Origin of the sequence: Microbacterium sp. JZ37, from assembly GCF_035188445.1 — a bacterium.
In the GTDB taxonomy this organism is placed as follows: Bacteria; Actinomycetota; Actinomycetes; order Actinomycetales; family Microbacteriaceae; genus Microbacterium; species Microbacterium barkeri.
The window spans coordinates 1,106,917-1,131,354 of the sequence record NZ_CP045253.1 but is presented as its reverse complement, the minus strand read 5'-3'; the positions used below and the strand labels follow the sequence as shown (position 1 = coordinate 1,131,354).

Genomic DNA, 24,438 nt, shown 5'->3' with positions numbered 1-24,438 from the left:
CTCGTGTGGCGGGGACACGACGGCGCACGGGGCGGGTGACGATCAGCGACATCGCGGCGCGCGCGGGGGTGTCGATCGGGGCCGTGTCGTTCGCGCTCAACGGCCGCAAGGGCGTCTCTGAGGAGACCCGTGCGCGCGTGCTGCGGGTCGCCGACGAGATGGGATGGGCCCCGGCCAGCAGCGCCCGCTCGCTCGCGGAGGCGCGCACCGAGACGTTCGGGCTCGTGCTCGCACGCGATCCCCGCAACCTCGGCGTCGAGGCGTTCTACATGAAGTTCTTCGCGGGCCTCGAGAGCGAGCTCGCGGAGCGCTCGTACAGCCTCCTGCTGCAGGTCGTCCCCACACCCGAGGCCGCGTACGCGACCCTCTCGAAGTGGCACAGCAGCGGCCGCGTCGACGGCATCATCCTCACCGACCTCGAGCTCGACGACCCCCGCATCGGGCTCTCGAAGGCGCGCAATGCGCTGCCCACCGTCGTCGTCGGAGACCCGGCCGTCTCGGGCGGGCTCACGACCGTGTGGACCGACGACGCGACCTCGATGCGGTCGGCGGTCGGCCACCTGCGCGAGCACGGTCACACGCGGATCGCCCGCGTGTCGGGCCTCGCCGCGCTCGCCCACACGAGCATCCGCGATGACGCGTTCGTCGCCGAGATGACGCGCGCGGGGCTCGAGCCGACGCTCGTCCACACCGACTACTCCCCCGAGGACGGCGCACGGGCGACGCGCGCGCTGCTCACCTCGCCGCAGCGCCCCACCGCCCTCATCTTCGACAACGACGTCATGGCGGTGGCCGGGCTCACGGTCGCGATGGAGCTCGGCGTGCGGGTGCCCGACGAGCTGTCGATCATCGCGTGGGATGACTCGGTCCTGTGCGAGCACACGTTCCCGCAGCTCACGGCGCTCAGCCACGACGTCGTCGCCTTCGGCGCGCACGTCGCCCGGCGCCTGTTCGACCTCATCGACGGCGCCGCCCCGGCCGCGCACCTCGACTCCACCGCGCTCCTGCGCCCGCGCGGATCGACCGCCCGTGCGCCGCGGGAAGCGCCGTAGGATCGAGAGCATGGCAGGTTTGTGGGGTCGACGCCGACGGGAAGAGCGCGAGCAGCAGGAGTCGGCCGACGCCGACCTCGCACGGCGCGCCCGCACCGCGCTGGTGACAGCGGACGAGCGGATCCGGGCGACCGGAGACGAGCTGGTCTTCGCCGTCGCCGAGCTCGGTGAAGGCCCGACCGAGGATCTGCGCACCGGCCTGGCCGCAGTCAAGGAGCACATGGCCGAGGCCTTCCACCTGCACCAGCTCAACCACGACGAGATCCCCGACACCCCGGAGGAGCTGCGCACGCGCAACGCGCGCATCATCCAGCTCTGCGACTGGGCCGAGGACGTCCTCGACGAGCGCACGGCGGCGCTGCAGGCGCGCATCGCGCTCGTCCGGCAGGCCCCGCAGATCCTGCAGCAGGTCCGCGCCGACGTCGAGCGCCTCCGCGAGCGGCTCCCGCAGGCGCGCACGACCGTCGAGCGCCTCGCGCGTCACTACAGCCCCGAGGCCCTGCAGCGCGTGCGGGTGAACGCCGACGAGGCGGAGCAGCTGCTGGACTTCGCCCTGCACTCGGCCGACGTGTCGGAGCGCCGCCGCGAGGCGCGGCGCGGTGAGGAGGCGAACCTCGCCCTCGAGACCGCCACCGAGGCCGTCCGCCGTGCCACGAGCATCCTCGACGGTGTCGACGACTTCGAGATCGAGGCGATGCGCGCGCAGTCGACCCTGGCCGACGTCGTCGCCGACTCCCGCGGCGACATCGTCGCGGCGCGGCAGGCTCCGCAGACGCCCGAGGTGACCAGGGCCGTCGCCGACCTCGAGGCGGCGCTCGCCGCCCTGCCGGGCCCCGGCACGCCCTCCGACCCGTTCTCCGACCTCGCCTCGCTGTCCGACGCGAACGCCGCGCTCGACGCCGCCGTCGCGAAGGCGCGCGAGCGCGCGGCGCGCCCCGTGCCGTCCATCGCGCACGTGCGCCACGACATCGACGCCGCCGACCGCGCCATCGCCGTCGCGGGAAGCCTCATCAACGGCCACCGCGGCTGGATCGGCGCAGACGCCCGCACGCGCTACGCCGAGGCGCAGCGCGTGCGGATCGACATCGATCCCCTCGTCGCCGACGAGGACACGCGCGAGCAGGCGCAGCAGCTCGCCCGCCGGGCGGCGCAGCTGGCGCACGAGGCGCTCCAGCTCGCGCAGCGCGACATCGACTCGTCGCGCCCCGATGACGACGACTGGGGCTCGTGGGGCGGCGGCCGACGCGGGCCGCGCGGCGGGGGCTTCGGCGGCGGAGGAGGCGGCCTCCTCGGGCCGGTGCTCGGCGGCGTGCTGCTCGGCGGCCTCATCGGCGACGTCTTCGACTGATCCCGCGCAGACAGGCGGATGGCCCGGATCCTGGGATCCGGGCCATCCGCCTGTCACGAGGTCGTCACGACGCGAGCACGTCCTCCACGGGAGGGGCCTGCGTCGTGAGCGCGATGACACCGTAGTCCCAGCCGCGGCGCCGGTAGACGACGCTCGGGTGGTCGGTGCGCGCGTTGATGAAGAGGAAGAAGTCGTGGCCGACGAGCTCCATGCGGTCGACGGCCTCCTCGACGGTCATCCACTCGGGCTCGAAGGTCTTGCTCCGGATCACGACGGGCGTGTAGGCCTCGTCCTCCTCGGTCTGCTCGACGACCGGAACGGTGCCGGTCGCGACGGCCTGGAGCGTCTCGACGGTCGCCGGCTGCACGTCGAGCCCCTCGAGCGCCCCCTTCTCCTTCGCGAAGCGCGCGGCGCGCGGGTGCAGACGCCCGCTGACCTTCTTGTCCTTCGCACGGCGGATCTGCTCGCTGAGCTTCTCGATCGCCATGTCGAGCGCCGTGAACTTGTCGGCGTCGTGCGCCTCCGCCCGGATGACCGGGCCGTTCCAGAAGATCGTGAGCTCGACCGACTCCTCCTCGAGACGGCCCCCGCGATGCGCGTGGTGCGTGACCTTCACTTCGAGACGCTGGGCACGCGGGGCGAGCGACGCTATCCGCTCGCTCTTCTCCTCGACCACGGTGCGGAATCGCTCTGAGACGCTGACCCCCACGCCGACGATGTTCGTGTCCATCTCTGCCTCCCTATCCGGTCCGACCGGTGTGAGCGGCGGACCTGCGGTCGCCTTGGTGTCCCCCACCGTATCCCCGGCGCGGACGGGTGTCACGAACTATCTCGAAACGATCACGCGTGTCGTGTTCGCGGCGGGAGAACGCGCGGCGTCGCCGCGAGCGTCGCCGCGCCGAGCACGAGAGCACCGGCCTCGGCGAGCGCGCGACGGGCCTCGCGGAGCGTCGCCCCGGTGGTCACGACGTCGTCGACGATGACGACCGCGCGCCCCTCGACACGGCGGCGCACGGCGAGCGCTGCCGCGACGTTGCGCCCGCGCTCGGCCACGTCGAGCGCACGCTGGTCGTCGATGCGGCGCGCCCAGCGCAGCGCGCGCAGCGGGGCGACCCCCGCGTGGTGCAGCAGCAGCTCGACCGGGCGGTAGCCGCGCCGTCGCGACGAGGCGGCCGACGGCGGGATGGGCACGGCGTCGACGAGGCGCCCGCTCGCGACGGCGCAGCTCACGAGCGCCGCCCGCAGCGCCGGCGCGAGGACGCGGGCGAGGTCGGTGCGCCCGCGCTGCTTGAACGCGCGCAGGGACGACGCCGCGGCACCCTGATAGGCCAGCCCGCTGATCACCTCGAAGTCGTCGTCGAGGGTGCGGCGCACGACACACGGCCCGAGCGCCGCGCGGCAGCGGTCGCACACGGCGGCGCCGGGTGCCCCGCATCCCGCGCAGTCGACGGGCAGGAGCAGGGCGCCGGCCTCGCGCAGGGCGACGCGCAGGCCATCGGTCATCGTCGTCATGAGGACACCCTGCGCATGCCGCGCCCTCCGCAGGGACGCCGCCGTCGGCACACGGCGCGGCACGCCGGCGCCGCGCGCCTGTGCACGCGGCGTCGGCTCAGCCGGGCAGGCCGAGCTGCGTCGCGAGCACCTCGACGCCCTTGGCCGACTCGGTGGGATTGCGGCCGCGCATGACGAGCAGGCTCCCCTCCGAGGTCAGGAGGCGCACGGGCCATTCCTGATCCCCCGTTCCCACTGCGACGACGTTGAGCGGCGCGGTCGCGGTCGTCCCGGGCGCCCCGATCGGCTGCTGGATGAGCTGCGCGCTGTCGGTGCCGCCGGCCGCGATGCCGACCGTGTTGTCGTCGATCCAGGCGAGGTCGATACCCGGCATGCGCAGCTGCGCGATCCGCGTCGGCGCGCCCACCGAGAGCGGCGCGCCGTCGAAGTCGCGCTCGATCGCCGACACGATCACCCACTGCTCGTCGCCGATCGCGACGATCGCCGCAATCCGCGCGCCGTCGCGCGAGACGTCGATCGCCGTCACGCGGGAGACGTCGGTCCATCCGCCGGTCATCGGGGTCGGCTCGAGGTCGGCGCTCCAGGCCGTGAGCGAGCGCGGATCACCCGGCCGCACCGTCCAGATCCATCCGTGCGGGTCGAGCGCGGGCGCGATCGCCTTGCCGCCCGCGTCGATCTCCGACGGATGGTCGTCAGCCGTGACGCGCATGACGCGCCCGTCCGCGAGGCCCACGGCCGCGATCTGCTGGTCGGCCGACATCGCCACGGACGCGATGTCCTCGGGGAAGTCCGAGAGGACCTCCGACATCCCGTCGACGGCGACGACCTCGCCGCCGGACAGGTAGCCGAACCCGTCGTCCGTGAGCACGAGCGCGCGCGAGTCGATCCGCGTCGACGCGACCGGCGCCGCCGGCACGTCGACCTCCTGGCCCTCGACGGTGAGCGCGACCTCGCGCACGTCGGTCGACGCCAGGCTCTGCTCGAGCTGCGCGCGCATGCGGCTGAGCGTCTCGTCGTCCGCTCCCGCGGCGTCGGTGAGCTCGACGTGGGCGACGCGATCGGCGTCGACCTCGATCGTCCCGCTCGCGAGCTGGACGTCGTCGGCGAAGGCGGTCTCGACCCCGGGGGCCAGCCAGTCGCTCGGCGCGCCCTCCACGAGCTTCTGCACGATGCGCGTGGGCGCGTGCTGGAGCGTGAGGAACCACCGCCGGTCGGGCACGATGTGCCGCCACGTCGCATCGAAGTAGGCGAGGTCGTGCGCCGCGTACAGCTCGCGGAAGAAGAGGCGGTCGAGCACGATGCCGTCGGGAGCCGACACGATCCGCCACTCCCCCTCGGCGTCGCGCGCGAGCTCGAACGACAGCGAGGTCGTGCCGTCGGCGATGAGGCGGTATCGCCCGTCGGAGTCGACCACGGCCTCCCCGTGCACCTCGGCCGAGACGCTCGCGGCGTCCTCCGATGCCGAGACCTCGCTCACCTCGCGGTCGTCGGTCGTGTCGATCGTGACGCTCGCAACGGGGTTCCAGGTGTCGGCGAGATCGTCGGAGAGGTACTCGCGCGCGGTCGCCCAGCTCTGCTCGGGCGAGATCGACGCGCGCAGGAAGCCGTCGACGATCTCCTGCGGCGAATCGCCGGGGCGCGGCGACTCGGCGTCGTAGCTGCCGCCCGTGACGTCCTCGACGACGTCGCCGGGGGCGTTGCCGACCGAGACCGGGCCGCTCATCGGCAGGCCCGAGCACGCGGCGAGCGCGAGAGCGGGAACGAGGACGAGCGCGGCGAGCACGCGGCGGAGGCGGGTCATGCGGGGTCCTCCTCGTCCTCGGTGCGGATGGGCTGGGTCAGCCCGAGCTCGTCGGTCACGCTCTCGGTGGGCTCGACGGGGATCGGCGAGCGCTCGACCGGCTGCCCCGGCACACGCGGGACGGTGAGCACGAAATGCGACCCGCGCCCCGGCTCCGACCACAGCTCGAGGGCGCCGCCGTGGAGCTTCGCGTCGCCGAGCGCGATCGCGAGGCCGAGGCCCGTGCCCCCGAGCGTGCGCTTGCGCGACGGATCCGCGCGCCAGAACCGGTCGAAGACGCGCGCAGCCTGCTCGGGCGACATGCCGAGGCCGTAGTCGCGCACGCCGATCGCGACCGCCCTGGCGTCGCTGTCGATCGTGATGACGATCGGCCGTCCCTCGCCGTGCTCGATGGCGTTGCCGATGAGGTTGCGGAGCACGCGGCGGACGCGCCGCGGGTCGACGTCGACCGGCGAGTACCCCCCGGGCGCCACGATGCGCAGCTCGCTGCCGTGCTGCGCCGCCACCTGCCGCATGGAGGCGGCCACGTCCTCGGCGAGCTGCGCGAGGTTCGTCGACTCCAGTTCGAGCTGCACCGAGCCGGCGTCGTAGCGGCTGATCTCGAGCAGATCCGTGAGCAGCTGCTCGAAGCGCGCCACCTGATCGTGCAGCAGCTCGGCCGCGCGCGCCGTCGCCTCGTCGAACTCGGCGCGACGGTCGTTGATCATCTCGGACGCGAGCCGGATGGTCGTGAGCGGCGTGCGCAGCTCGTGCGAGACATCCGACACGAACCGCTGCTGCACCTGCGAGAGCTCGGCGAGCTCGGTGATCTGCGCCTCGATGCTGTCGGCCATGGCGTTGAACGAGCGGCCGAGAGCCGCGAGCTCGTCCTTGCCGCGGACGGGGAGCCGCACGTCGAAGTAGCCGGCGGCGAAGCGCGCGCTCGTCTGACTCGCCTCGATGAGCGGCTGAGCGACTGTGCGCAGCACGAACCACGAGATCGCCGCGACGAGCACGACGAGCACCATGCCCGTGACCCACAGGGTGCCCTGCACGAAGCGGAGGGTGCGGTCCGCCTCCTGCAGGCTGTACGCGAGGTACACCTCGTACGCGCCCGCGTTCTGCACCTGGAGCTGCTGGCCGACGACGATGCCGGGCACCGGCTCCTCGTCGTCGTCGAGCTGCAGGGCGACGGACTGCCACCACTGGTTCTCGTCCGAGGCGCGCACGCGCTCGCGGAGCCCCTCGCTGAGGATGGCCTCCTCGCCGTCGGCGAGGAGGAAGGCGAAGTCGGGCGGCGCGATCGCCGACGGCGCGTCGTCGATGCGGAAGTAGGCGAAGTACGGCGTGCCGCCCTGGCTCGTGAACGCGGTGCGGGCGTCGAAGAGCACCTGCTGGAGGGCCGCGCCGTCCGCGGCGACCTCGGCCGTGTCGATGACGTCCTGCGCGGCGAGCACGGCGCGCTGCGCCTGATCGAGCACCTCGTCCCTGCTCGTGGAGAAGAGGTTGTTGTGGATGGCCAGGGCCGTCCACACGCACGTCACGGCGATCGCGAGCGCCGTCGCCGCCACCGTCATGAAGGTCGTGCGGAAGCGGAGCGAGCTCGTCCACTGCGCCCGGATGGCCGGCACCCAGGTCGACGGGCGCCGGAGCGTGATGCGCGCGGGCCCCTGCGACATGCGCGCTAGATCGCCGCGCCGGCGCGATAGCCGACGCCGCGCACCGTCATGACGATCTTCGGGTTGTCCGGATCGATCTCGATCTTCGCGCGCAGGCGCTGCACGTGGACGTTCACCAGGCGCGTGTCGGCCTTGTAGTGGTATCCCCAGACCTGCTCGAGGAGGGCCTCGCGCGAGAAGACCTGCTGCGGCTTCGAGGCGAGCGCGACGAGCAGCTCGAACTCGAGGGGCGTGAGCGAGATCGGGGTCTGACCGCGCCGCACCTCGTGCGCCGCGACGTCGATCGTGAGGTCGCCCGCGCGCAGGACGTCGCCCGACGACTCGGGGGCCGGTCGCAGGCGCGTGCGGATGCGCGCCACGAGCTCCTTCGGGTTGAAGGGCTTGACGATGTAGTCGTCGGCGCCCGCCTCCAGGCCCGCGACGACATCGGCGGTGTCGGAGCGGGCGGTCAGCATGATGATCGGGACGCCCGACTCTCCCCGGATCTCGGAGCAGATCTCGATGCCGTCCTTGCCGGGGAGCATGAGATCGAGCAGCACGAGGTCGGGGCGCTCCTGCCGCCAGCTGTCGACGGCGAGCGCTCCGTCCGCGCAGAAGGCCGTGTCGAAGCCCTCCGTGCGCAGGACGATGCCGATCATCTCGGCGAGGGCCGTGTCGTCGTCGACGACGAGGATGCGGGCGCTCATGAGGCTGGTCCTTTGCTCCGGTTGCGCGCCGACGCGCGTCGTTCGCGCGGGCGAGGCGTCCTCGACAGCCTAGACGAACGGTCGCGCCGAGCGGCGGCGACACGGGGCCCTGCGCGTGTGACACGATGAGAGCGGGGGCGGCAGCCGTCCGCTCGCAGGCAGGTCGAGGGAGGATCGACGTGACCGCAGAACCGTCGTGGACGCCGGCGCCGCGGGGCGGGCTCATCCCGCTCCAGCCGCTCGGGTTCGGCACGATCCTCGGCAGGTCCTTCTCCGCCCTGCGCGGCAACCCCCGCGTGCTCCTGGGCTTCGCGATGGTCGTGCAGCTGGCCGCGTCGATCGTCGGGGTCGTCGTGATCGGCTGGGTCACGTACGCGGCGATGTCGCGCCTCGACACCGTGAACGAGTTCTCCGACGACTTCGGGCTCATCGCGGCCGGCTCGACGCTCATCGCCGTTCTCACGACGATCGGCGTCGCGCTCGTGATGAGCGTCCTCGGCATCATCGTCCAGGCGGTCGTCGTGGGCGAGGTCGCCCACGCAGCGCTCGGCGAGCGCGCGACGCTCGGCGCGATCTGGCGCCGGGTGCGCCCGGTCGTGTGGCGTCTCATCGGGTACTACGCCCTCGTCACGATCGCCGTCTCCGTCGCCGTCGGCGTCCTCATCGCGGTCGGGTTCGCGCTCGGCTCGGTCGAGATCTGGATGGCCGTGGTCTACGGGGTGCTCGCCGCGCTGGCGGCCATCGTGCTGTACGCGTGGCTCGGCACGAAGCTCTTCGTCGTGCCGAGCGCGATCATCCTCGAGCACGCCACGGTGATCGGCGGCATCCGCCGCTCGTGGCAGCTCACGCGCGGCCGGTTCTGGCCCACGTTCGGCATCATCGTGCTCATCGGCCTGATCATGAACACCGCCTCGTACGTCGTGGGCATGCCGTTCACCTTCCTCGGCTCCGCGATGTCGAGCATCTTCGCCCCGACGGGGTCTCCCGACGCGGCCGCCGGGATCGGCTTCGTGCTCGCGATCGCCGCGAGCCAGATCGTGACGCTCGTCATCTCGTCGGTGACGGTGGTCGTGCAGGCGACGTCGTCGGCGCTCGTCTACATCGACGCGCGCATGCGCCGCGAGGGCATCGACCTGCGGATGCAGTCCTACGTCGAGCGCCGAGACAGCGGCCGCACCGACCTCGACGACCCCTACGCCTTCGACCCCGACGCGGTCGCGCCGGTGCGGGCGCCCTGGCCCGCATACGCGGGCCCGGCATACGGCTCTCCCGCCGCGCCCTACGGCGCGCAGCCGCCGTACGGGCAGCCGGCACCGCAGTACGGGCAGTACGCACCCCAGTACGGTCAGCCGGCACCCCAGTACGGGCAGTACGCACCCCAATACGGACAGCCGGCACCCCAGTACGGTCAGCCGGCACCCCAGTACGGGCAGTCGGCCCCGCAATACGGGCAGTACGCACCGACCTCCGGACAGCCGGCGCCGTCGGAGCGCACCCCCGACGCGTCCGGCGCCCCGGCATCGGCCGAGCGCCCCACCGCCCCGCCGTACGCGCGTCCCGTCGACACCGGCTCGGCGCCCGACGCGGGGCGGACGGACGCCGCGGACGGCTCGTGACGGGCGCGCAGCTCGCGACCGGCGCGCTCCGGCTCGTCCTCGCGACCCTGCCGGACGGCGACGAGGCCCGCGACTGGGCCGAGGACGAGCTCGGCGACCCGGTCTACGACGCCGCCCAGCCGACTCTCCTCGACCGCATCGCCGGGGCGATCGCCGACTTCTTCGCGCGGCTCTTCGACACCGAGCTCGGCGCCGAATGGAACCCGCTCCTCGCGATCGTCGTCACCGGCGTCATCGCGATCGTCGTCGTGTGCGCCTTCCTCATCTGGGGTCGCCCCCGCTCCGCGCATCGCGCGCCGTCGCGCTCGGCGCTGCTTTTCGGCGAGGACGAGCACCGCACGGCGGCGGAGCTCCGCGCCTCGGCGGCTCGCCGAGCCGAAGCGGGCGACTGGACCGGCGCCGTCGTCGACCGGTTCCGCGCGCTCGCACGGTCGCTCGAGGAGCGCGACCTCCTCGATGCTCCCCCCGGCACGACGGCCCAGCGCTTCGCCGTGCTCGCGACGGCGCCGTTCCCCGCTCACGCGGACGCGCTGTCGCGGGCCGCCGCAGCGTTCGACGACGTGCGCTACCTGCGCCGCGAGGGCACCTCGGACATGTACGCCGCCGTCGCGCAGCTCGACGACGCGATCTCGGCCGCGCGCCCCGCGCGCCTGCGCGAGGGGGTCCTCGGATGACCGAGCTCCGCGACAGCGCGCCGGAAGCCGCACCCGCGCGCCGCGGCCGGCGCGCCCTCGGCTGGATCGCCCTCGTCGCCGGGTTCGTCGTGTTCGGCCTCGTGCTCGTGCTCGTCGCGGGTCGCGAATGGTCGCAGCGGCCGGCGCTCGACGCGGAGTCCGCGGGCCCGGACGGCGCACTCGCCGTCACCCGGCTGCTCGAGGAGCGCCTGGGCGTCGACGTCGTCATCGTGTCGAGCCTCGACGAGGCGCTCGACGCGGTCGACGACGGAACAGGGCTCGCACTCGGCTCGACGGCCCCGCTCGCCGATGACGACGTCGAGCGGCTCGTGGCGCAGGCGGGCGACACCGTGCTCCTCGCGCCGACCTCGCGCGATCTCCGCATCCTGTTCGCCTCCTCCGGCTTCCAGGCCTTCGGCGACGGCACGCCCGCCGCGCCGTCCTGCGGGCTCGACGTCGCCGTGAACGCAGGCGATGTCGTGCCCGGAGAGGCGTACGACCGCGGCGGCGCCGACGTCGCCTGCTACCCGGTCGCCGACAGCGGGTTCGCCCTCCTGCAGCAGGAGGGCGACGGCCGGACGGTGTCCGCGGTCGACGGCGCGTCCCTGCTGGTCAACGAGCACCTCGACCGCGAGGGGAACGCGGCGCTCGCACTCGGGCTTCTCGCAGCGCGCGACGAGCTCGTCTGGTACCTGCCCCGCATCGCCGACGCCGCGAGCACGGCCCCCGCGACGCTCGGCGAGCTCACGCCGACGTGGGTCACCCCCGCGATCGTCGCCGCCGCACTCGCCGCTCTCGCGGCCGGCATCTGGCGGGGCCGGCGCTTCGGCCCGCTCGTCGCGGAGGATCTGCCGGTCACGGTGCGCGCGAACGAGACCCTCGAGGGGCGCGCGCGGCTCTACGCGCGCGCGTCCGACGCCGCGCACGCCGCCCGGCTGCTGCGCGCGGGAGCATCCGCCCGGATGGCCGTGCGACTCGGCCTGCCTCGCACCGCGCCGCCCGCCGAGGTCGCCGACGCCGCGGCCATCCGCCTGCGCGCACGCGCCGACGCCGTGCGCGGCATCCTGCTCGCCGAGCCCCACGACGACGCATCGCTCGTGGCCTTCGGCGAGCGCCTCCACGACCTCGAGACGGCCGTCGACGCGGCCGTCCGCACCGAAAGGACACCATCGTGACCGAGACCCCGAACGGCGATCCCGCGGCGCTCCGCGAGGCGATGGGGCGCGTGCGCCAGGAGATCGGCAAGGCCGTCGTCGGCCAGGACGGCGCCGTGAGCGGCCTGCTCATCGCGCTGCTCGCCCGCGGCCACGTGCTGCTCGAGGGCGTGCCCGGCGTCGCGAAGACGCTCCTCGTGCGCACCTTCAGCCGGGCCCTGGGCCTCGACACCAAGCGCGTCCAGTTCACGCCCGACCTCATGCCGGGCGATGTGTCCGGCTCGCTCATCTACGACGCCCGCTCGGGCGAGTTCGAGTTCCGCGAGGGCCCGGTGTTCACGCACATCCTCCTCGCCGACGAGATCAACCGCACACCTCCGAAGACCCAGGCCGCCCTGCTCGAGGCGATGGAGGAGCGGCAGGTCTCGACCGACGGCGTCACGCGCCCGCTGCCGGCCCCGTTCCTCGTGGCGGCGACCCAGAACCCGATCGAGCACGAGGGCACGTACACGCTTCCGGAGGCCCAGCTCGACCGGTTCCTCATGAAGCTCGTCGTCGAGGTGCCCGCGCGCGATGCCGAGGTCGCCGTGCTCCGCCGCCACGCCGACGGCTTCTCGCCGCGCGCGCTCGATGGGGTCGAGGCGGTCGTGACGGCGTCCGACATCGCGTCCGCGCAGCAGGCGGTCGAGGCGGTGACGGTCACCGACGACGTGCTCACCTACATCGTCGACCTCGCGCGCGCGACCCGGCAGAGCCCCTCCGTGCAGCTGGGCGCGAGCCCGCGCGCGGCGACCGCTCTGCTCGCGGCGGCCAAGGCATGGGCCTGGCTCGGCGGCTACCCCGCGATCACGCCCGATCACGTGCAGGCGATGATCGTGCCCGTGTGGCGACACCGCATCCGCCTCCGAGCCGACGCCGAGATCGAGGGCGTCTCGGTCGAGGCCCTGCTGACCTCCGTGCTGCAGCAGACGCCGGTCCCGCTCTGAGCGCGCGGAGGTCGCCATGTACCTGACCGGCCGCTTCGCCGTGCTCGTGGGCTGCGGGATCGTGCCCGTCGTCCTGCTGGGCGGCTCGGCGCCATGGGCCGTGCTCGCGATGTGGCTCGTCGTGTGCGCGGCGGTGCTCGTCGCCGACGTCGCCGCCGCGGCCGACCCGCGCGCCCTCCGCGTGCTGCGCGAGGCCCCGGCCCGCGTCCGGCTGGGCGAGCCGGCGTCTGCCCTCGTCCGCCTCGTGAACACGGGCCAGCGCCGCCTGCGCGGGCGCGCGCGGGACGCGTGGCAGCCGACCGCGGGGGCTCCCGCCGAGCGCCTGGCGATCGACGTGCCGCCCGGCGAGTCCCGGGCCTACCGCGTCCCGCTCCTCCCCCGGCGGCGCGGCGAGCTGCGCTCCGCGTTCGTCGCCGTGCGCAGCGCGGGCCCGCTGGGCATGGCGGGGCGCCAGGCCGTGATCGCGGCCCCGGGAGCCATCCGCGTCCTGCCGCCCTTCCACAGCCGCCGCCACCTCGCGAGCCGCGTCGCGCGGCTGCGCGAGCTCGACGGCAACACGAGCATCCAGGTCCGCGGTCAGGGCACCGAGTTCGACTCGCTCCGCGAGTACGTGCGCGGGGACGACGTGCGCTCGATCGACTGGCGGGCCACAGCCCGCGCGTCGACGACCATGCTCCGCACGTGGCGACCCGAGCGCGACCGCCACGTCGTCATCGTGATCGACACGGGCCGGACGTCCGCTGCGCGCGTCGGAGACAGCACGCGTCTCGAGGCGGCGTTCGAGGCCGCGCTCCTCCTGTCGGCGCTCGCGCAGCGCGCGGGAGACCACGTGCATCTCGTCGCGTTCGACAGGGTCGTGCGCGCGCGCGTCACGGGCGTCGAGGGGCCGGCGCTCCTGCCCGCGCTCGTCGACGCCCTCGCCCCCGTGGACGCCCAGCTCATCGACACCGACTGGGATGCCGCGCTCGCGCAGGCGCGCCGGCTCGCCCCGCACCCGTCGCTGCTCGTGCTGCTCACGGCCCAGGAGTCCGTCGACGCCTCGCGCGCGTTCCTCGGCGTCCTCCCGTCGGCGGCGCGTCGCGGCACGGTCGTGCTCGTCGGCGCCGCCACCGACACGACCCTCGAGAGCGCGGCGCGCGAGCGGGGGTCGGCCGACGCCGTGTACCGGGCAGCCGGAGCCGAGGCCGGGCTCTCGGCCGCGCGGCGCGTGGCGCGGGCGATCGAGCGGGCCGGCGCCGACGCCATCTCGGCGTCGCCGGACGACCTCCCGCCGCTCGTCGCCGACCGGTACCTCGCGCTCAAGCGGGCCGGGCGCCTGTAGGGACACCCGCGACCGGGAGCCGGCCGCCCTCGCGCGCCGCCGCGCCGGGTCCTTGCCCCGGGCCCTTGCCCCGAACGGCCGCCACCGCCATCCGACACCGGCCCTTGGCGGCAAGAACCCCGCTCCGGACGCCGGACACGGCGGAGCGGCCCGCCCCCGACGGGGACGGGCCGCTCCGCGGCGGGGCTCAGGCCAGGTCGAAGCGGTCGAGCTCCGTGACCTTCGTCCACGCCTTCACGAAGTCGCGCACGAACTTCTCGTGCGCGTCGTCGCTCGCGTAGACCTCGGCGAGCGCGCGCAGCTCCGAGTTCGAGCCGAACACGAGGTCGACGCGCGTGCCGCGCCCGAAGACCTCTCCCGTGACGTCGTCCGTGGCCTCGAACGCGTGCTTGCCCGGGTCGAGCGGGCGCCACGTCTTGCCGAGATCGAGCAGGTTCACGAAGAAGTCGTTCGTGAGCGTGCCGGGGCGGTCGGTGAACACGCCGTACGGCGAGCCGTCCCAGTTGGCGCCGAGCACGCGCAGCCCGCCGACGAGGACCGTCATCTCGGGCGCGCTGAGCGTGAGGAGGTTCGCCTTGTCGATGAGGAGGTACTCCGCGGGGAGCGTCGCGTCAGGCCCGGTGTAGTTGCGGAAGCCGTCGGCGATGGGCTCGAGGTAGCCGAACGACGCGACGTCGGTCTGCTCCTGCGTGGCGTCGGTGCGACCCGCGTGGAAGGGGACCCGCACCTCGACGCCGGCGTCCGCCGCGGCCTTCTCGACACCCGCGTTGCCCGCGAGCACGATGAGGTCGGCGAGCGACACCCGCTTGTCGCCCGTCTGCGCGGCGTTGAACGAGGCCTGGATGCCCTCGAGCACGCCGATCACCTTCGCGAGCTGCTCGGGGTTGTTGACGTCCCAGTCCTTCTGCGGGGCGAGGCGGATGCGCGCGCCGTTGACGCCGCCGCGCTTGTCGCCGCCGCGGAAGGTCGACGCGGCGGCCCAGGTCGTCGAGACGAGCTCGGCCACCGTGAGGCCCGACGCGAGGATCTGCTCCTTGAGCACGACGGCGTCCGCCGCGTCGATGAGCTCGTGGTCCACCGCGGGGAGCGGGTCCTGCCAGATGAGGTCCTCGGCGGGCACCTCAGGGCCGAGGTAGCGGGCCTTGGGGCCCATGTCGCGGTGCGTGAGCTTGAACCACGCACGGGCGAACGCGTCGCTGAAGGCCTCCTGGTCGTCGCGGAAGCGCAGCGAGATCTCGCGGAACGACGGGTCCTCGCGCAGGGCGAGGTCGGTCGTCAGCATGCGCGGTTCGCGCTTGCCCTCCGAGTGCGCGAGCGGAACCATGTCGCTGCCGCCGCCGTTCTTCGGTCGCCACTGCTTGGCGCCGGCGGGGCTCTCCATGAGCTCCCACTCGTAGCCGAAGAGGATGTGGAAGAACTCGTTGTCCCAGCGGGTCGGGTGGTAGGTCCACGTGACCTCGAGACCCGACGTGATCGTGTCGTCGCCCTTGCCCGAGCCGTGCGAGCTCTTCCAGCCGAGGCCCTGCTCCTCGAGGCCCGCGGCCTCGGGGTTGTCGCCCACGTGCGTGTCGGGTGCGGCGCCGTGCGTCTTGCCGAACGTGTGACCGCCCGCGATGAGGGCGACGGTCTCGTCGTCCTCCATGCCCATGCGGCGGAAGGTGGTGCGGATGTCGTCGGCCGCGGCGAGCGGGTCCGGCACGCCCTCGGGGCCCTCCGGGTTCACGTAGATGAGGCCCATGTGCGTCGCCGCGAGCGGCTTCTCGAGCTCGCGGTCGCCCGAGAAGCGCTTGTCGCTTCCGAGCCAGATCTTCTCGGCGCCCCAGTACACGTCGTCGTCCGGCTCCCAGACGTCGGCGCGGCCGCCGGCGAAGCCGAACGTCTTCAGGCCCATCGTCTCGAGCGCGACGTTGCCGGCGAGGATCATCAGGTCGGCCCACGAGAGGCTCTTGCCGTACTTCTTCTTCACGGGCCAGAGGATGCGGCGCGCCTTGTCGAGGTTCGCGTTGTCAGGCCAGCTGTTCAGCGGAGCGAAGCGCTGCTGTCCGGCTCCCGCACCGCCGCGGCCGTCCGTCGCCCGGTAGGTGCCGGCGCTGTGCCACGCCATGCGCACGATGAGCGGGCCGTAGTGGCCGAAGTCGGCGGGCCACCAGGGCTGCGAGGTCGTGAGCGTCTCCGCGATGTCGGCCTTCACCGCGGCGAGGTCGAGGGACTGGAAGGCCGCCGCGTAGTCGAAGTCCTCATCCGCGAACGGGTCGGAGACCGCGGGGTTCTTCGCGAGCAGCTTGAGGTTCAGGCGCTCTGGCCACCATTCCCGGTTCGGGTCGCCCTGGGTCGGGTGGACGAGGTCGGCGCGCGGCTCGCTCGCCGGCAGGTCGGCCGCGGGCAGGCGGGTCGTGTCGTCGGCGGAGCCGTCGTGGATGACGGGGCAGCCCGTGATCGTGTCGCTGCTCATGGATGTCCTTTCGTTCGCGGAAGGAGGGGTCGGTCAGGAGTCGCCGGACGAGGCGTCGCAGTCGGGGCACACGCCCCAGAACGTCACCTCGGCGACCTGGATGCGGAAGCCGGTCTCGTGAGCGGGGTGCAGGCACGGCGCCGCCCCCTGCACGCAGTCGATGTCGTCGACGCGTCCGCACGACGTGCACACGACGTGGTGGTGGTTGTCGCCGACGCGCAGCTCGAAGAGGCCCGGCTGACCGCTCGGCTCGATGCGCCGCGCGAGTCCGGCCTCGACGAAGTCGCCGAGGACGTTGTACACGGCCTGCAGGCTCGTGCCCGGCACGGTGTCGCGCACGCGGTCGAACACCTCGTCGGCGCGCGCATGCGGCATCGTCGCGAGGGCCGTGTAGACGGCTCGTCGCGGAGTCGTCACGCGCAGCCCGACGGCGCGGATGGCGGCCTCGGCGTCGGGGGCGGGCGGGGTGAGGGTCACGTCGTCCATGCTAGCCATCGTTTTGAACTCTTCAAAACAAGGGCCGCTCCCGGCGTGTCCCCCACCATGCACGCGCCCTGCCCCGCTCCTCGGCACCGTGTGCCACGATGCAAGCGAGAGCAGACCATCCGCCCGAGAGGATGTCATGTCCGAGAGCACCTCCCCCGCCCCCACGACGCCCGCTGCGCGCCTCATGGCCGAGGCCGTCGGGACCTTCCTCCTCGTGTTCGGCGGCGTCGGCACGGCCCTGTTCGCGGCGCATCTCGCCGACGCGGGCGACGCGTTCGCACCGGGCATCGTGTACCTCGCCACCGCGGCGGCCTTCGGCCTCTCCGCCGCGGTGGGCGCCGCCGCGTTCGCGGGCGTCTCGGGTGCGCACTTCAATCCCGCGGTCACCCTGGGCCTCGCCGTGGCAGGACGGTTCCCGTGGGCGGAGGTGTGGAAGTACGCCCTCGTCCAGGTGATCGGCGGTGCGGTCGCGACGACCCTCCTCGTGCTGATCGGCCTGTTCGGGCCCGCCGGATGGCTCGAGGCCGCGCAGAACGGAGGGTTCGCGAGCAACGGCTGGGGCGAGCGGTCGCCGGGCGGGTTCGACCTCCCGGCCGCGATCATCGCCGAGGTCGTCCTGACGGCGGTGCTCGTCCTCGTAGTCCTCGGGGCGACCCACCCCGAGCGCGGCACGGCGCTCGCTCCCGGCGCGATCGGCCTCGCGCTCGCGCTCATCCACCTCGTCGGCATCGTCGTCGACGGCGCGTCCGTCAACCCTGCCCGCTCGATCGCGACCGCCGTCTACGGCGGCGGCGCGGCGCTCGCGCAGCTCTGGCCGTTCCTCGTCTTCCCGCTCGTGGGCGCCGTGCTCGCCGGCTTCGCCTGCCGCCTGATCTTCCTCGATCGCCGCTGAGCCGAGGTCAGCGGGCGAGCCGCGCGACGCGCTCGTCCTGCAGAGCCAGGGCGCGCAGCTCCCGATCGCGCCGCGCGGCGACGACCGCGCGCAGCAGGATCTCGGGCGGCACGGGCGGAAGCGGGCTGACGAACGGGGCGATCTCGCGTGCGAGGTCATGTGCGACGCGCTCGCGCGCGGCGGGGAACATCCGGCCAGCGCCGGCGACGAACTGCGAGACGCGGCGCCCGAGCCGATCCGGCATCCGCCCGACGTCGGCGATCGCGGCCCACGACTCCATGCCCGCCGGGAGGGAGAAGTCGGCCGGCGGCAGCCGCGGCGTGCGGGTGCGCTCGGCGTAGGTGCCGGCCACGAGATCTCCGAGACGCTGCGAGCGCGGCGTGAACATCCCGACGAGGAGCGCCGTCCCCCCGGCGGTCATGTACGTCTCGAAGACGCCGACCAGGGCGCGGATGAGCGCGTGCCGGAACCCGATCGCCCCGCCGTCCGAGCGGACGACGCGACCGCCGACGACGAGCTTGCCGAGGCTGCGCCCCTTCGTGAGCGTCTCGACCGTCGTCGGCAGGAGGACGAGCACGATCACGAGCATGACGACGAGCGCGATGCGCATCGTGGCATCGTCGAGGACGCCGAGGTCGAGCAGGCGCCAGACGGCGAGCGCGAAGAGCACGTAGAGCGCGATCGACACGAGCACGTCGATGAGGGCGCCGGTGGCGCGCAGCACGAGCCCGACCGGCTGGATGTCGAGCGCGACGGCCTCTCCCGTGAGCACCTCGTCGTCACGGACCGCCTGCACCGTGGCGCGCGCCGGAGCGGATGGCGTCGACATGCGTACAGTTAATCAGGTGAACCTCGACGCGCTCACGGCCGCTCGCGCCCGCGAATGGGCGCGGCTCGACGCGCTCTCGAAGAGCCGTCGGCTCACGGGTCCCGAGGTCGACGAGCTCGTCGCCCGCTACCAGGCGGCGTCGGCGGACCTCGCCGACATCAAGACGAGCGCGGGGCGCACGCCGCAGGGCGACCACGTCTCGACGATGCTGTCGCGTGCCCGCCTGCGGCTGACGGGCGCGCCGGAGAACGTCCTGCGGACCCTTCCCCGGTTCTTCGCCCTCCAGCTCCCCGCGGCCCTGTACCGCGTCCGGTGGACGACGCTCGTCATCGCGGTGCTCTTCGTCGCGGTCGTGGCCCTCGTCGCGGCGTGGGTCTCGAGCGACCCGGCCCTCGTCGCCTCGCTGGGGCCGCAGGCCGCTCTCGAGCACTACGCGCGCGAGCAGTTCACCGAGTACTACACCGAGAACCCGGCCGCCGTGTTCGCGGGCATGGTCTGGACGAACAACGCGTGGATCGCCGCGCAGTGCGTGCTGTTCGGCGTCACGGGGGTGTTCCCCGTCTACGTCCTCATGCAGAACGCGGTCGGACTGGGGACGGCGGCCGCCGTCATGTTCGCGTTCGACCGGGGCGACGTGTTCGTGCTGTACATCCTCCCGCACGGTCTCCTCGAGATGACCTGCATCTTCGTCGCGGGCGCGGCCGGGCTCCACATCTTCTGGGCTCTCGTCGCGCCGGGCCCGCGCACCCGGCTCGCCGCGCTCGCGGACGCCGGGCTCTCGCTCGCGACGATCGCCATCGGGCTCGTGTTCGCCCTCGCCCTGTCGGGCGTCGTCGAGGGATTCGTGACCGGCCAGCCCTGGCCGTGGTGGCTCAAGATCGGCATCGGCGCGCTCGCGCTCGGCGTCTTCCTCTTCTACATGCTCTTCGTGGGGCGGAGGGCGGCCAGGGCCGGCGAGACCGGAGGACTCACCGAGTACGAGGCGGGAACGCCGCGGCTCGTCTCCGGATAGGGATGGCCGGGCGCCCGCTAGGCGCGCAGGGTCTCGTGGCGGAAGACGACCCACCCCTGCGGGACGGACAGCCGCTCGGTGTGGAACGCGCAGAGATCGTGCGCGTGCGGGTCGTCGCCCGCGCCGAGCGGTCCGACGGCCGCCATCTGGTCGGCATAGTCGTAGGTCATGGTCGTCACGGCCTCGCGGGCGCAGCCCACCTTCGAGCACAGTCTCTCGCGCATCCCGGACAGCCTATCGAGGCCGCGGCGCCGGACAGCGACGACGCGCAGCGCGCGAGCCTAAGCTGGGAGGCATGAAGTGGTGGAATCGCGCACCCCGTCCCGTCGCGCGGCGCTCGACGGCACGGCACGGCCGCCACGGTCGGACGGGCCGCAGCTCGATCGTGCGCCCTCCGCTGCCGCCCGTCGACACCCGCTACGAGCGGTTCGACGTCGCCGTCGGCTCGGCCGCCGAGTACCTGCGCGGGGCGTGGCCCGAGCTGCGCGACGTGAGCTTCGAGATCGCCGGCCTTCCCGTCGAGCCATCGGAGGACGGCATCCCGCGGTGGCGCATCGACCGCGCGGCGCGTCGGATCATCCTCTTCCGCATCCCCGTCGAGCGGCTCAGCCGCATCCACGGCTCGATCGGCCTCGCGCGCGCCGACGACTTCCACCGCCGGCTCGTGATCGAGGGCGCGGTGTTCCGCGCGGCGGCCGACTACCTCGACCGCGATCCGTGGGACCTCGCGCCCGACCGCTACCGCTGGTTCTGACCGGTCACGGGTAGACGCGGACGTCCTGCGGCGCGGCCGCGTCGCGCTCGACCGGGAGACCGGCGAGGGCCGACCCGCTCTCGAACCCGACCGACGCGTGCACGGCCGACCCCCCAGGGTCGAGCACGAAGACGCCCGCCTCGGCGAGCTCGACGGACGCGAAGCCGCCCGCCGGCACCTCGACGGTCTGCGACTCGTCGCCGCGCGTGATCGAGACGGCGGTGTCCTCGTCTCCGGGGTTGTAGACGCTGAGGCGCGCGCCCGGACCGTCGGGGACGGCGAACGCGGTCGGCGCATCGAGCGCGGGAGCCGCCGCGTACCACGCGTAGTCGGAGCCCGCGCCGAACCCCGTCGCCTGCCACGCCGCCGCGACGAGCGGCTGATCCGACTCGACGAGCACCGTGTAGCGCCCCTCGGGGAGTCCGCCGATGTCGACCGACATCGGCTGGTCGGCGGTCAGGGCGACCTGCTCGGGCGCGCGCGCGGGCGATCCCCCGCCCTCGGGCAGCACGGTCACGGTCGCCGTCGCGTCCGACGTGGAGAGCAGTCGCACGAGCCCCGCCGAGTTCTCGCTCTCGCTCGCCTCGCGCGTCACGCTGATGCCGGGGATGGCCTGGACCGGTGCGGGCGCGACGGATGGCTGCAGGTCGATGCCACCGGGCTCGAGCGTGCGCACGAGGCTCGACTGCAGCGTGACGCGCACGGGGGCGCCGTCGGCGGTCACCCGGACGGACGGCGCCTCCTCGCCCTCGGCGATCCCGGCGAGCGGGATGGCCACCTGCTCGCCCGCGGGGATGGCGATCGCGTCGGACCCGACGGGCGTGCGCCGGCCGTCCACGCCGAAGACGTCGAGCGCGACGACCGCGTTGACGTCGGTCGGGTTCGCGATGAGGAGGATGCCCGTGGAGCCCGTCGTGACATCGCCCCCCACGATCCAGGACTCCATGAGGGGTCGGCGGCACTCGGACGCCGCGAAGCCGCCGAGGTCGAGGTCGTCGGTCTCGAACGAGGAGGCGGCCGCGACCGGAACCGCCTCGCGCCCGTCCGGACTCTGCCGGAAGACGGGCACGGCCGCTCCGTCGACGCCCGCGACGGTGAGGTCGACGCGCTCGGGCTCGCCGTCGGCCGTGCTGCCCGAGACCACGCGCGGGTCGGCGGCCGCGGTGAGCCCGCCCGCGTCCTCGGCCGAGCGCCCGAGCGCGAGCAGGGGGCCGTCGCATGCGAGCACCGTCTCGGCGGGCGCCGGCGCCACGTCGACCGCGGGGGCCTCGCCTCCCACGACGGGCCACGGGACGACTCCGGCGCCGAGCGCGGCGGCGACCGCCGCCGCCGAGACGACGGCGCCGATGCCGATGCGCGCCGACACGGTCGCCCTGCTCATGAGACCTCCTCGTACTCGGCGGCGATCACGCGCGGCTTCCGGCGAGCCGCGCGATGCGACGCGGGCGTCGGCACGGCGAGCAGCAGCGCGACGGCGACCGCGATGAGCTGGATGAGCGCGATGCCCCGAGCGGTCTGCGCGTCGTCGTCCGAGATCGCCGGTCGCGGCGCGCGATCGACGTCGACGCTCCAGAGCACGCCGCGCGGCGTCTCCCCCACGCGCACGAGCCCGGCCCGCTGATCGATCGCGGTCGCGGCGGAGAGGCGCAGCACGCGCGCGGCGTCGGTGTCCTCGCCCTCCGCGGCCAGCAGCACGAATCCCACGCCGCGCTCGGCGAGCGCCCCGGTCGCGTCGGCCGAGGACCCGGCCACGAGGTCGGTCGCGATCTCCGCGATGCGCCGGTCGCCGTCGGAGAGAGCGGGCTGCGTGGACTGCAGCGTCGACTGGCCGCCGAGCGTCTCGCTCGCCCCCCAGACGACGGATGCCGCGACGCCCCCGTCGGGCTGGGGCGCGAGCACGAGGGTCGCGACGTCCTCGGCGATCGCGGCCTGCGCCGAGACGTACGCGGGCAGGGTCGTGTCGGTTCCGCTGCGCAGCGCCGCCTGCCCGCGGTGGACGGCGGTGAGCGAAGGGATGGCGGCCAGCAGCACGCACGCGGTCGCGATGAGCGCGGCGGCGCGCAGGACCGCGCGCGGCGCGAAGCCGACGTCGAAGGCGATGACCGCTGCCGCGACGATGCCGAGCCACGCGAGGCTGAGCCCCGCACCGGGCCAGACGGCGACGGGCTGCGACTGCGCCCACGCGACCTGGACGGACAGTGCGGCGCCGGCCGTCGCGAGGCCGAGCACGGCGATCACGATCATCGCGATCCCCGCCCGCCAGCGGCGGGTGAGCGGCGCGACGAGCGCGGCGAGCGCGACCGGCGCGAGCAGGATCGGCACCCACCACGTCTCGGCCGGGAGCCCGAGGCCGGCGAGGAAGCCGCCCCATCCGCCCGGGTCCGACGTCGGGAAGCCCAGCGCGATCCGCCAGCGCTCATCGGCCGCGAGCACGGGTCCTGCCCACGGTCGCCCGGGATCGGCCAGCAGCGCCCACGGCGTCCCGCGATCGAGCTGCGCGAGGACGACCGGGAACGCGAGCGCCGCGCTGGGGACGAGCGTCCACACGACGCGCGCGATGCCCCGCGGGCGCAGCGCGCAGGTCAGGACGAGCCCGAGCGCCCACACGACGACGAGCGCAGGTGCCAGCGACGGCGCGCACGCGACGACCGCGGCCAGCAGGAGCGACGCGGTGCCGGCAGCACCCCAGGATCGGTGCGCCGCGGCGCCGGCGAAGAGCAGCCACGGCAGGAGCAGGTGCACGAGGACCGCCGCAGGACGGGGGTCGACGAGCGCCGAGAGGAAGCTCGGGGCGAGCGCCCACAGCGCCGCCATCACGACACGCAGCCCCGAGCGCACCGTGACGCGCGTCGCGGCGAACCAGGCCCCGAGCACCGCCAGCGGGAGGGCGAGCAGCCACAGCGCGAGCAGCGCGAACGACGGGCTGCCCGGCCACAGCGACCCCAGCAGGGCAGTCACGGCCGCGAACGGGTCGGCCGGCGACACGACGTCGAGCCCGACCGCGCGGCGGCCGAAGGCGGCCTCGGCCCACAGCCCCGACACGGTGCGCGCGAGGGGCAGCAGAGCGCCGCCCGCGACGCCCGGCCAGGACAGGAGCGCGAGGAAGGCGACGACGCTCACGACGCCGGCGGCGAGCACGGCCCACGCGCCGCCGCCGCTGAAGAAGCGCAGCTCGCGGCGGACGATCGGATGGTCGTGGGAGGCCTGTCGCTCGCGCAGGCTCTCGCGGGTGGCCCGGAGGGCGTCGACCGCGGCCCACGAGGCACGGCGCGTCCGGCGGATGCGCGCGCGCGCCACGGCCGGGATCCGGGCCATCGCGACGATCGCGGCCGCCCATTCGGCGGGCACGAAGGCCGGGTTCTTCGCGATGAGCTGGACGGCCGTCTTCCACAGGGCGAGCGGCAGGAAGGAGAGCCAGTGCAGCAGGACGGCCCAGGCGGGCGCGTACGCGAGTCGGCGATGCAGCTGGGCGGTGCGCTGACGGAAGTCGTCGCGCATCCGCTTCCGCGCCGGTCTCGGCACGGCGACGCGGGCACGCGGGACGAGCGCGACGCGCCGGCCGGCGAGGTGCGCGCGCACACCGAGGTCGAGGCCCTCGTCGACGCCGAGGAGCGCGCGATCGGGCACGAGGTCGGCGACGACCTCGCCGCGGACGAGCACGCCGCGGATGTCGGAGCCGAGCACGTCGTCGAGCGCGTCGTACTGCCCCTGATCGAACTCGCCGTCGGCGAGCTCGACGGCGCGGCCGAACCGGGTCATGCTCTGCCCGAGGGAGACGATGCGGTCGACGTCGTCCGCGTCGACGAGCTTGGGGGCGGCGATCGCGATCGACGGCCCGCGCTCGAGCTCGCCCGCGAGGGCCGCGAGGGCGGTGGCATCGGGTGTCGCGTCATGGGCGAGCAGCCAGACCGACGCCCCGGGCGTGACGCGTCGCATCGCGAACTCCACGGCGGCCGCGAACGGCGTCGCGGCGGACGCCTCGATCACGCCCTCGGCGCCGGACGCCGACACGAGCTCGCGCACGGGAGCGATCGGACCGCACACCACGATCGTGAGCGCGTCGACCGGACGGGTCTGCGAGCGGACGGCCTCGAGGGTGCGGCCGAGCACCTTCACGGCTTCCGGGGATGAGCGCGCGACGAGGACGGCGTGGACTGCGGCGGGCATGACCCGGCAAGCCTAAGCCGGGGGCCGCGTCGAGCCGT

21 protein-coding genes are annotated in these 24,438 nt (G+C 74.1%); 10 read left to right on the top strand and 11 right to left on the bottom strand.

The window, feature by feature from the left end; translation table 11 throughout:
* Window positions 1-5: 5 nt before the first annotated feature.
* Together GC092_RS05055 and GC092_RS05050 are read left to right on the top strand one after the other, a co-directional pair.
* A complete protein-coding gene (locus GC092_RS05055) occupies window positions 6-1,052 on the top strand; it encodes a LacI family DNA-binding transcriptional regulator (RefSeq protein ID WP_282978656.1) in 1,047 nt (348 codons plus the stop codon).
* Between the two features lie 10 nt (window positions 1,053-1,062).
* Window positions 1,063-2,400, top strand: coding sequence for a hypothetical protein (locus GC092_RS05050; protein WP_324014287.1), 1,338 nt, complete (start codon window positions 1,063-1,065; stop codon window positions 2,398-2,400).
* A gap of 64 nt (window positions 2,401-2,464) precedes the next feature.
* Here the strand turns inward: GC092_RS05050 and hpf are convergent, their stop codons facing one another.
* From hpf to mtrA, 5 genes are all read right to left on the bottom strand, one after another.
* Window positions 2,465-3,130, bottom strand: a complete 666-nt coding sequence (gene hpf, locus GC092_RS05045) for a ribosome hibernation-promoting factor, HPF/YfiA family (protein ID WP_271172810.1) — start codon at window positions 3,128-3,130, stop codon at window positions 2,465-2,467.
* Window positions 3,131-3,240: 110 nt separating this feature from the next.
* A complete protein-coding gene (locus GC092_RS05040; protein ID WP_271172811.1) occupies window positions 3,241-3,912 on the bottom strand; it encodes a ComF family protein in 672 nt (223 codons plus the stop codon).
* 97 nt (window positions 3,913-4,009) lie between these two features.
* The gene (locus GC092_RS05035) at window positions 4,010-5,713 is read right to left on the bottom strand and encodes an LpqB family beta-propeller domain-containing protein (protein WP_324014286.1); all 1,704 of its coding nucleotides are present in this window, start codon (window positions 5,711-5,713) and stop codon (window positions 4,010-4,012) included.
* Window positions 5,710-7,371, bottom strand: a complete 1,662-nt coding sequence (gene mtrB, locus GC092_RS05030) for an MtrAB system histidine kinase MtrB (protein ID WP_324014285.1) — start codon at window positions 7,369-7,371, stop codon at window positions 5,710-5,712. The genes GC092_RS05035 and mtrB overlap by 4 nt, the downstream gene beginning before the upstream one ends.
* A gap of 5 nt (window positions 7,372-7,376) precedes the next feature.
* A complete protein-coding gene (gene mtrA / locus GC092_RS05025) occupies window positions 7,377-8,057 on the bottom strand; it encodes an MtrAB system response regulator MtrA (RefSeq protein WP_271172814.1) in 681 nt (226 codons plus the stop codon).
* Between the two features lie 179 nt (window positions 8,058-8,236).
* Between mtrA and GC092_RS05020 the strand changes: the two genes are divergently transcribed.
* Genes GC092_RS05020 through GC092_RS05000 form a run of 5 tightly spaced genes read left to right on the top strand, consistent with a single transcriptional unit; the run spans window position 8,237 to window position 13,808 of the window.
* Window positions 8,237-9,673 carry a DUF7847 domain-containing protein gene (locus GC092_RS05020; RefSeq protein WP_324014284.1) on the top strand — a complete coding sequence of 479 codons (1,437 nt, stop codon included), beginning with the start codon at window positions 8,237-8,239 and terminating at the stop codon, window positions 9,671-9,673.
* The gene (locus GC092_RS05015) at window positions 9,670-10,347 is read left to right on the top strand and encodes a DUF4129 domain-containing protein (RefSeq protein WP_324014283.1); all 678 of its coding nucleotides are present in this window, start codon (window positions 9,670-9,672) and stop codon (window positions 10,345-10,347) included. The genes GC092_RS05020 and GC092_RS05015 overlap by 4 nt, the downstream gene beginning before the upstream one ends.
* On the top strand, window positions 10,344-11,522 hold the full coding sequence (locus GC092_RS05010; RefSeq protein WP_324014282.1) for a DUF4350 domain-containing protein: 1,179 nt from the start codon (window positions 10,344-10,346) through the stop codon (window positions 11,520-11,522). Before GC092_RS05015 ends, GC092_RS05010 begins: the two co-directional genes overlap by 4 nt.
* A 41-nt stretch (window positions 11,523-11,563) precedes the next feature.
* Window positions 11,564-12,487 (top strand): AAA family ATPase, encoded by a 924-nt coding sequence (locus GC092_RS05005; protein WP_324014847.1) that lies wholly within the window; start codon window positions 11,564-11,566, stop codon window positions 12,485-12,487.
* A gap of 16 nt (window positions 12,488-12,503) precedes the next feature.
* Window positions 12,504-13,808: a DUF58 domain-containing protein gene (locus GC092_RS05000; protein WP_324014281.1), complete on the top strand. Its 1,305-nt coding sequence runs from the start codon at window positions 12,504-12,506 to the stop codon at window positions 13,806-13,808.
* 187 nt (window positions 13,809-13,995) lie between these two features.
* Here the strand turns inward: GC092_RS05000 and katG are convergent, their stop codons facing one another.
* Window positions 13,996-16,260, bottom strand: a complete 2,265-nt coding sequence (katG, locus tag GC092_RS04995; RefSeq protein ID WP_324014280.1) for a catalase/peroxidase HPI — start codon at window positions 16,258-16,260, stop codon at window positions 13,996-13,998.
* Between the two features lie 33 nt (window positions 16,261-16,293).
* Window positions 16,294-16,755: a Fur family transcriptional regulator gene (locus tag GC092_RS04990; RefSeq protein ID WP_416383293.1), complete on the bottom strand. Its 462-nt coding sequence runs from the start codon at window positions 16,753-16,755 to the stop codon at window positions 16,294-16,296.
* 127 nt (window positions 16,756-16,882) lie between these two features.
* Between GC092_RS04990 and GC092_RS04985 the strand changes: the two genes are divergently transcribed.
* Window positions 16,883-17,638, top strand: coding sequence for an aquaporin (locus GC092_RS04985; RefSeq protein WP_271172821.1), 756 nt, complete (start codon window positions 16,883-16,885; stop codon window positions 17,636-17,638).
* Between the two features lie 7 nt (window positions 17,639-17,645).
* Here GC092_RS04985 and GC092_RS04980 read toward each other — a convergent pair whose 3' ends face one another.
* Window positions 17,646-18,467, bottom strand: a complete 822-nt coding sequence (locus GC092_RS04980) for an RDD family protein (protein WP_324014279.1) — start codon at window positions 18,465-18,467, stop codon at window positions 17,646-17,648.
* Window positions 18,468-18,483: 16 nt separating this feature from the next.
* Between GC092_RS04980 and GC092_RS04975 the strand changes: the two genes are divergently transcribed.
* Window positions 18,484-19,479, top strand: a complete 996-nt coding sequence (locus tag GC092_RS04975) for a stage II sporulation protein M (protein WP_324014278.1) — start codon at window positions 18,484-18,486, stop codon at window positions 19,477-19,479.
* A gap of 17 nt (window positions 19,480-19,496) precedes the next feature.
* On the opposite strand, the gene GC092_RS04970 is transcribed toward GC092_RS04975, so the two are convergent.
* Window positions 19,497-19,703 (bottom strand): DUF3499 family protein, encoded by a 207-nt coding sequence (locus tag GC092_RS04970; protein ID WP_271172823.1) that lies wholly within the window; start codon window positions 19,701-19,703, stop codon window positions 19,497-19,499.
* Between the two features lie 71 nt (window positions 19,704-19,774).
* Between GC092_RS04970 and GC092_RS04965 the strand changes: the two genes are divergently transcribed.
* The gene (locus GC092_RS04965; protein ID WP_271172824.1) at window positions 19,775-20,233 is read left to right on the top strand and encodes a hypothetical protein; all 459 of its coding nucleotides are present in this window, start codon (window positions 19,775-19,777) and stop codon (window positions 20,231-20,233) included.
* A 4-nt stretch (window positions 20,234-20,237) separates the two neighbouring features.
* Here the strand turns inward: GC092_RS04965 and GC092_RS04960 are convergent, their stop codons facing one another.
* Both GC092_RS04960 and GC092_RS04955 read right to left on the bottom strand, forming a co-directional pair.
* The gene (locus GC092_RS04960; RefSeq protein ID WP_324014277.1) at window positions 20,238-21,614 is read right to left on the bottom strand and encodes a DUF5719 family protein; all 1,377 of its coding nucleotides are present in this window, start codon (window positions 21,612-21,614) and stop codon (window positions 20,238-20,240) included.
* On the bottom strand, window positions 21,611-24,400 hold the full coding sequence (locus tag GC092_RS04955) for a glycosyltransferase (protein ID WP_324014276.1): 2,790 nt from the start codon (window positions 24,398-24,400) through the stop codon (window positions 21,611-21,613). Before GC092_RS04955 ends, GC092_RS04960 begins: the two co-directional genes overlap by 4 nt.
* Window positions 24,401-24,438: the final 38 nt, after the last annotated feature.

Coding starts and splice junctions, on each gene's coding strand:
- mtrB (WP_324014285.1), bottom strand. CDS start 7,371: ATGTCGCAGGGGCCCGCGCGCATCACGCTCCGGCGCCCGTCGACCTGG.
- GC092_RS05010 (WP_324014282.1), top strand. CDS start 10,344: ATGACCGAGCTCCGCGACAGCGCGCCGGAAGCCGCACCCGCGCGCCGC.
- GC092_RS04960 (WP_324014277.1), bottom strand. CDS start 21,614: ATGAGCAGGGCGACCGTGTCGGCGCGCATCGGCATCGGCGCCGTCGTC.
- GC092_RS04955 (WP_324014276.1), bottom strand. CDS start 24,400: ATGCCCGCCGCAGTCCACGCCGTCCTCGTCGCGCGCTCATCCCCGGAA.
- hpf (WP_271172810.1), bottom strand. CDS start 3,130: ATGGACACGAACATCGTCGGCGTGGGGGTCAGCGTCTCAGAGCGATTC.
- katG (WP_324014280.1), bottom strand. CDS start 16,260: ATGAGCAGCGACACGATCACGGGCTGCCCCGTCATCCACGACGGCTCC.
- GC092_RS05040 (WP_271172811.1), bottom strand. CDS start 3,912: ATGACGACGATGACCGATGGCCTGCGCGTCGCCCTGCGCGAGGCCGGC.
- GC092_RS05050 (WP_324014287.1), top strand. CDS start 1,063: ATGGCAGGTTTGTGGGGTCGACGCCGACGGGAAGAGCGCGAGCAGCAG.
- GC092_RS04980 (WP_324014279.1), bottom strand. CDS start 18,467: ATGTCGACGCCATCCGCTCCGGCGCGCGCCACGGTGCAGGCGGTCCGT.
- GC092_RS04965 (WP_271172824.1), top strand. CDS start 19,775: ATGAAGTGGTGGAATCGCGCACCCCGTCCCGTCGCGCGGCGCTCGACG.
- GC092_RS05005 (WP_324014847.1), top strand. CDS start 11,564: ATGGGGCGCGTGCGCCAGGAGATCGGCAAGGCCGTCGTCGGCCAGGAC.
- GC092_RS05035 (WP_324014286.1), bottom strand. CDS start 5,713: ATGACCCGCCTCCGCCGCGTGCTCGCCGCGCTCGTCCTCGTTCCCGCT.
- GC092_RS04970 (WP_271172823.1), bottom strand. CDS start 19,703: ATGCGCGAGAGACTGTGCTCGAAGGTGGGCTGCGCCCGCGAGGCCGTG.
- GC092_RS04985 (WP_271172821.1), top strand. CDS start 16,883: ATGTCCGAGAGCACCTCCCCCGCCCCCACGACGCCCGCTGCGCGCCTC.
- GC092_RS05000 (WP_324014281.1), top strand. CDS start 12,504: ATGTACCTGACCGGCCGCTTCGCCGTGCTCGTGGGCTGCGGGATCGTG.
- mtrA (WP_271172814.1), bottom strand. CDS start 8,057: ATGAGCGCCCGCATCCTCGTCGTCGACGACGACACGGCCCTCGCCGAG.
- GC092_RS04990 (WP_416383293.1), bottom strand. CDS start 16,755: ATGGCTAGCATGGACGACGTGACCCTCACCCCGCCCGCCCCCGACGCC.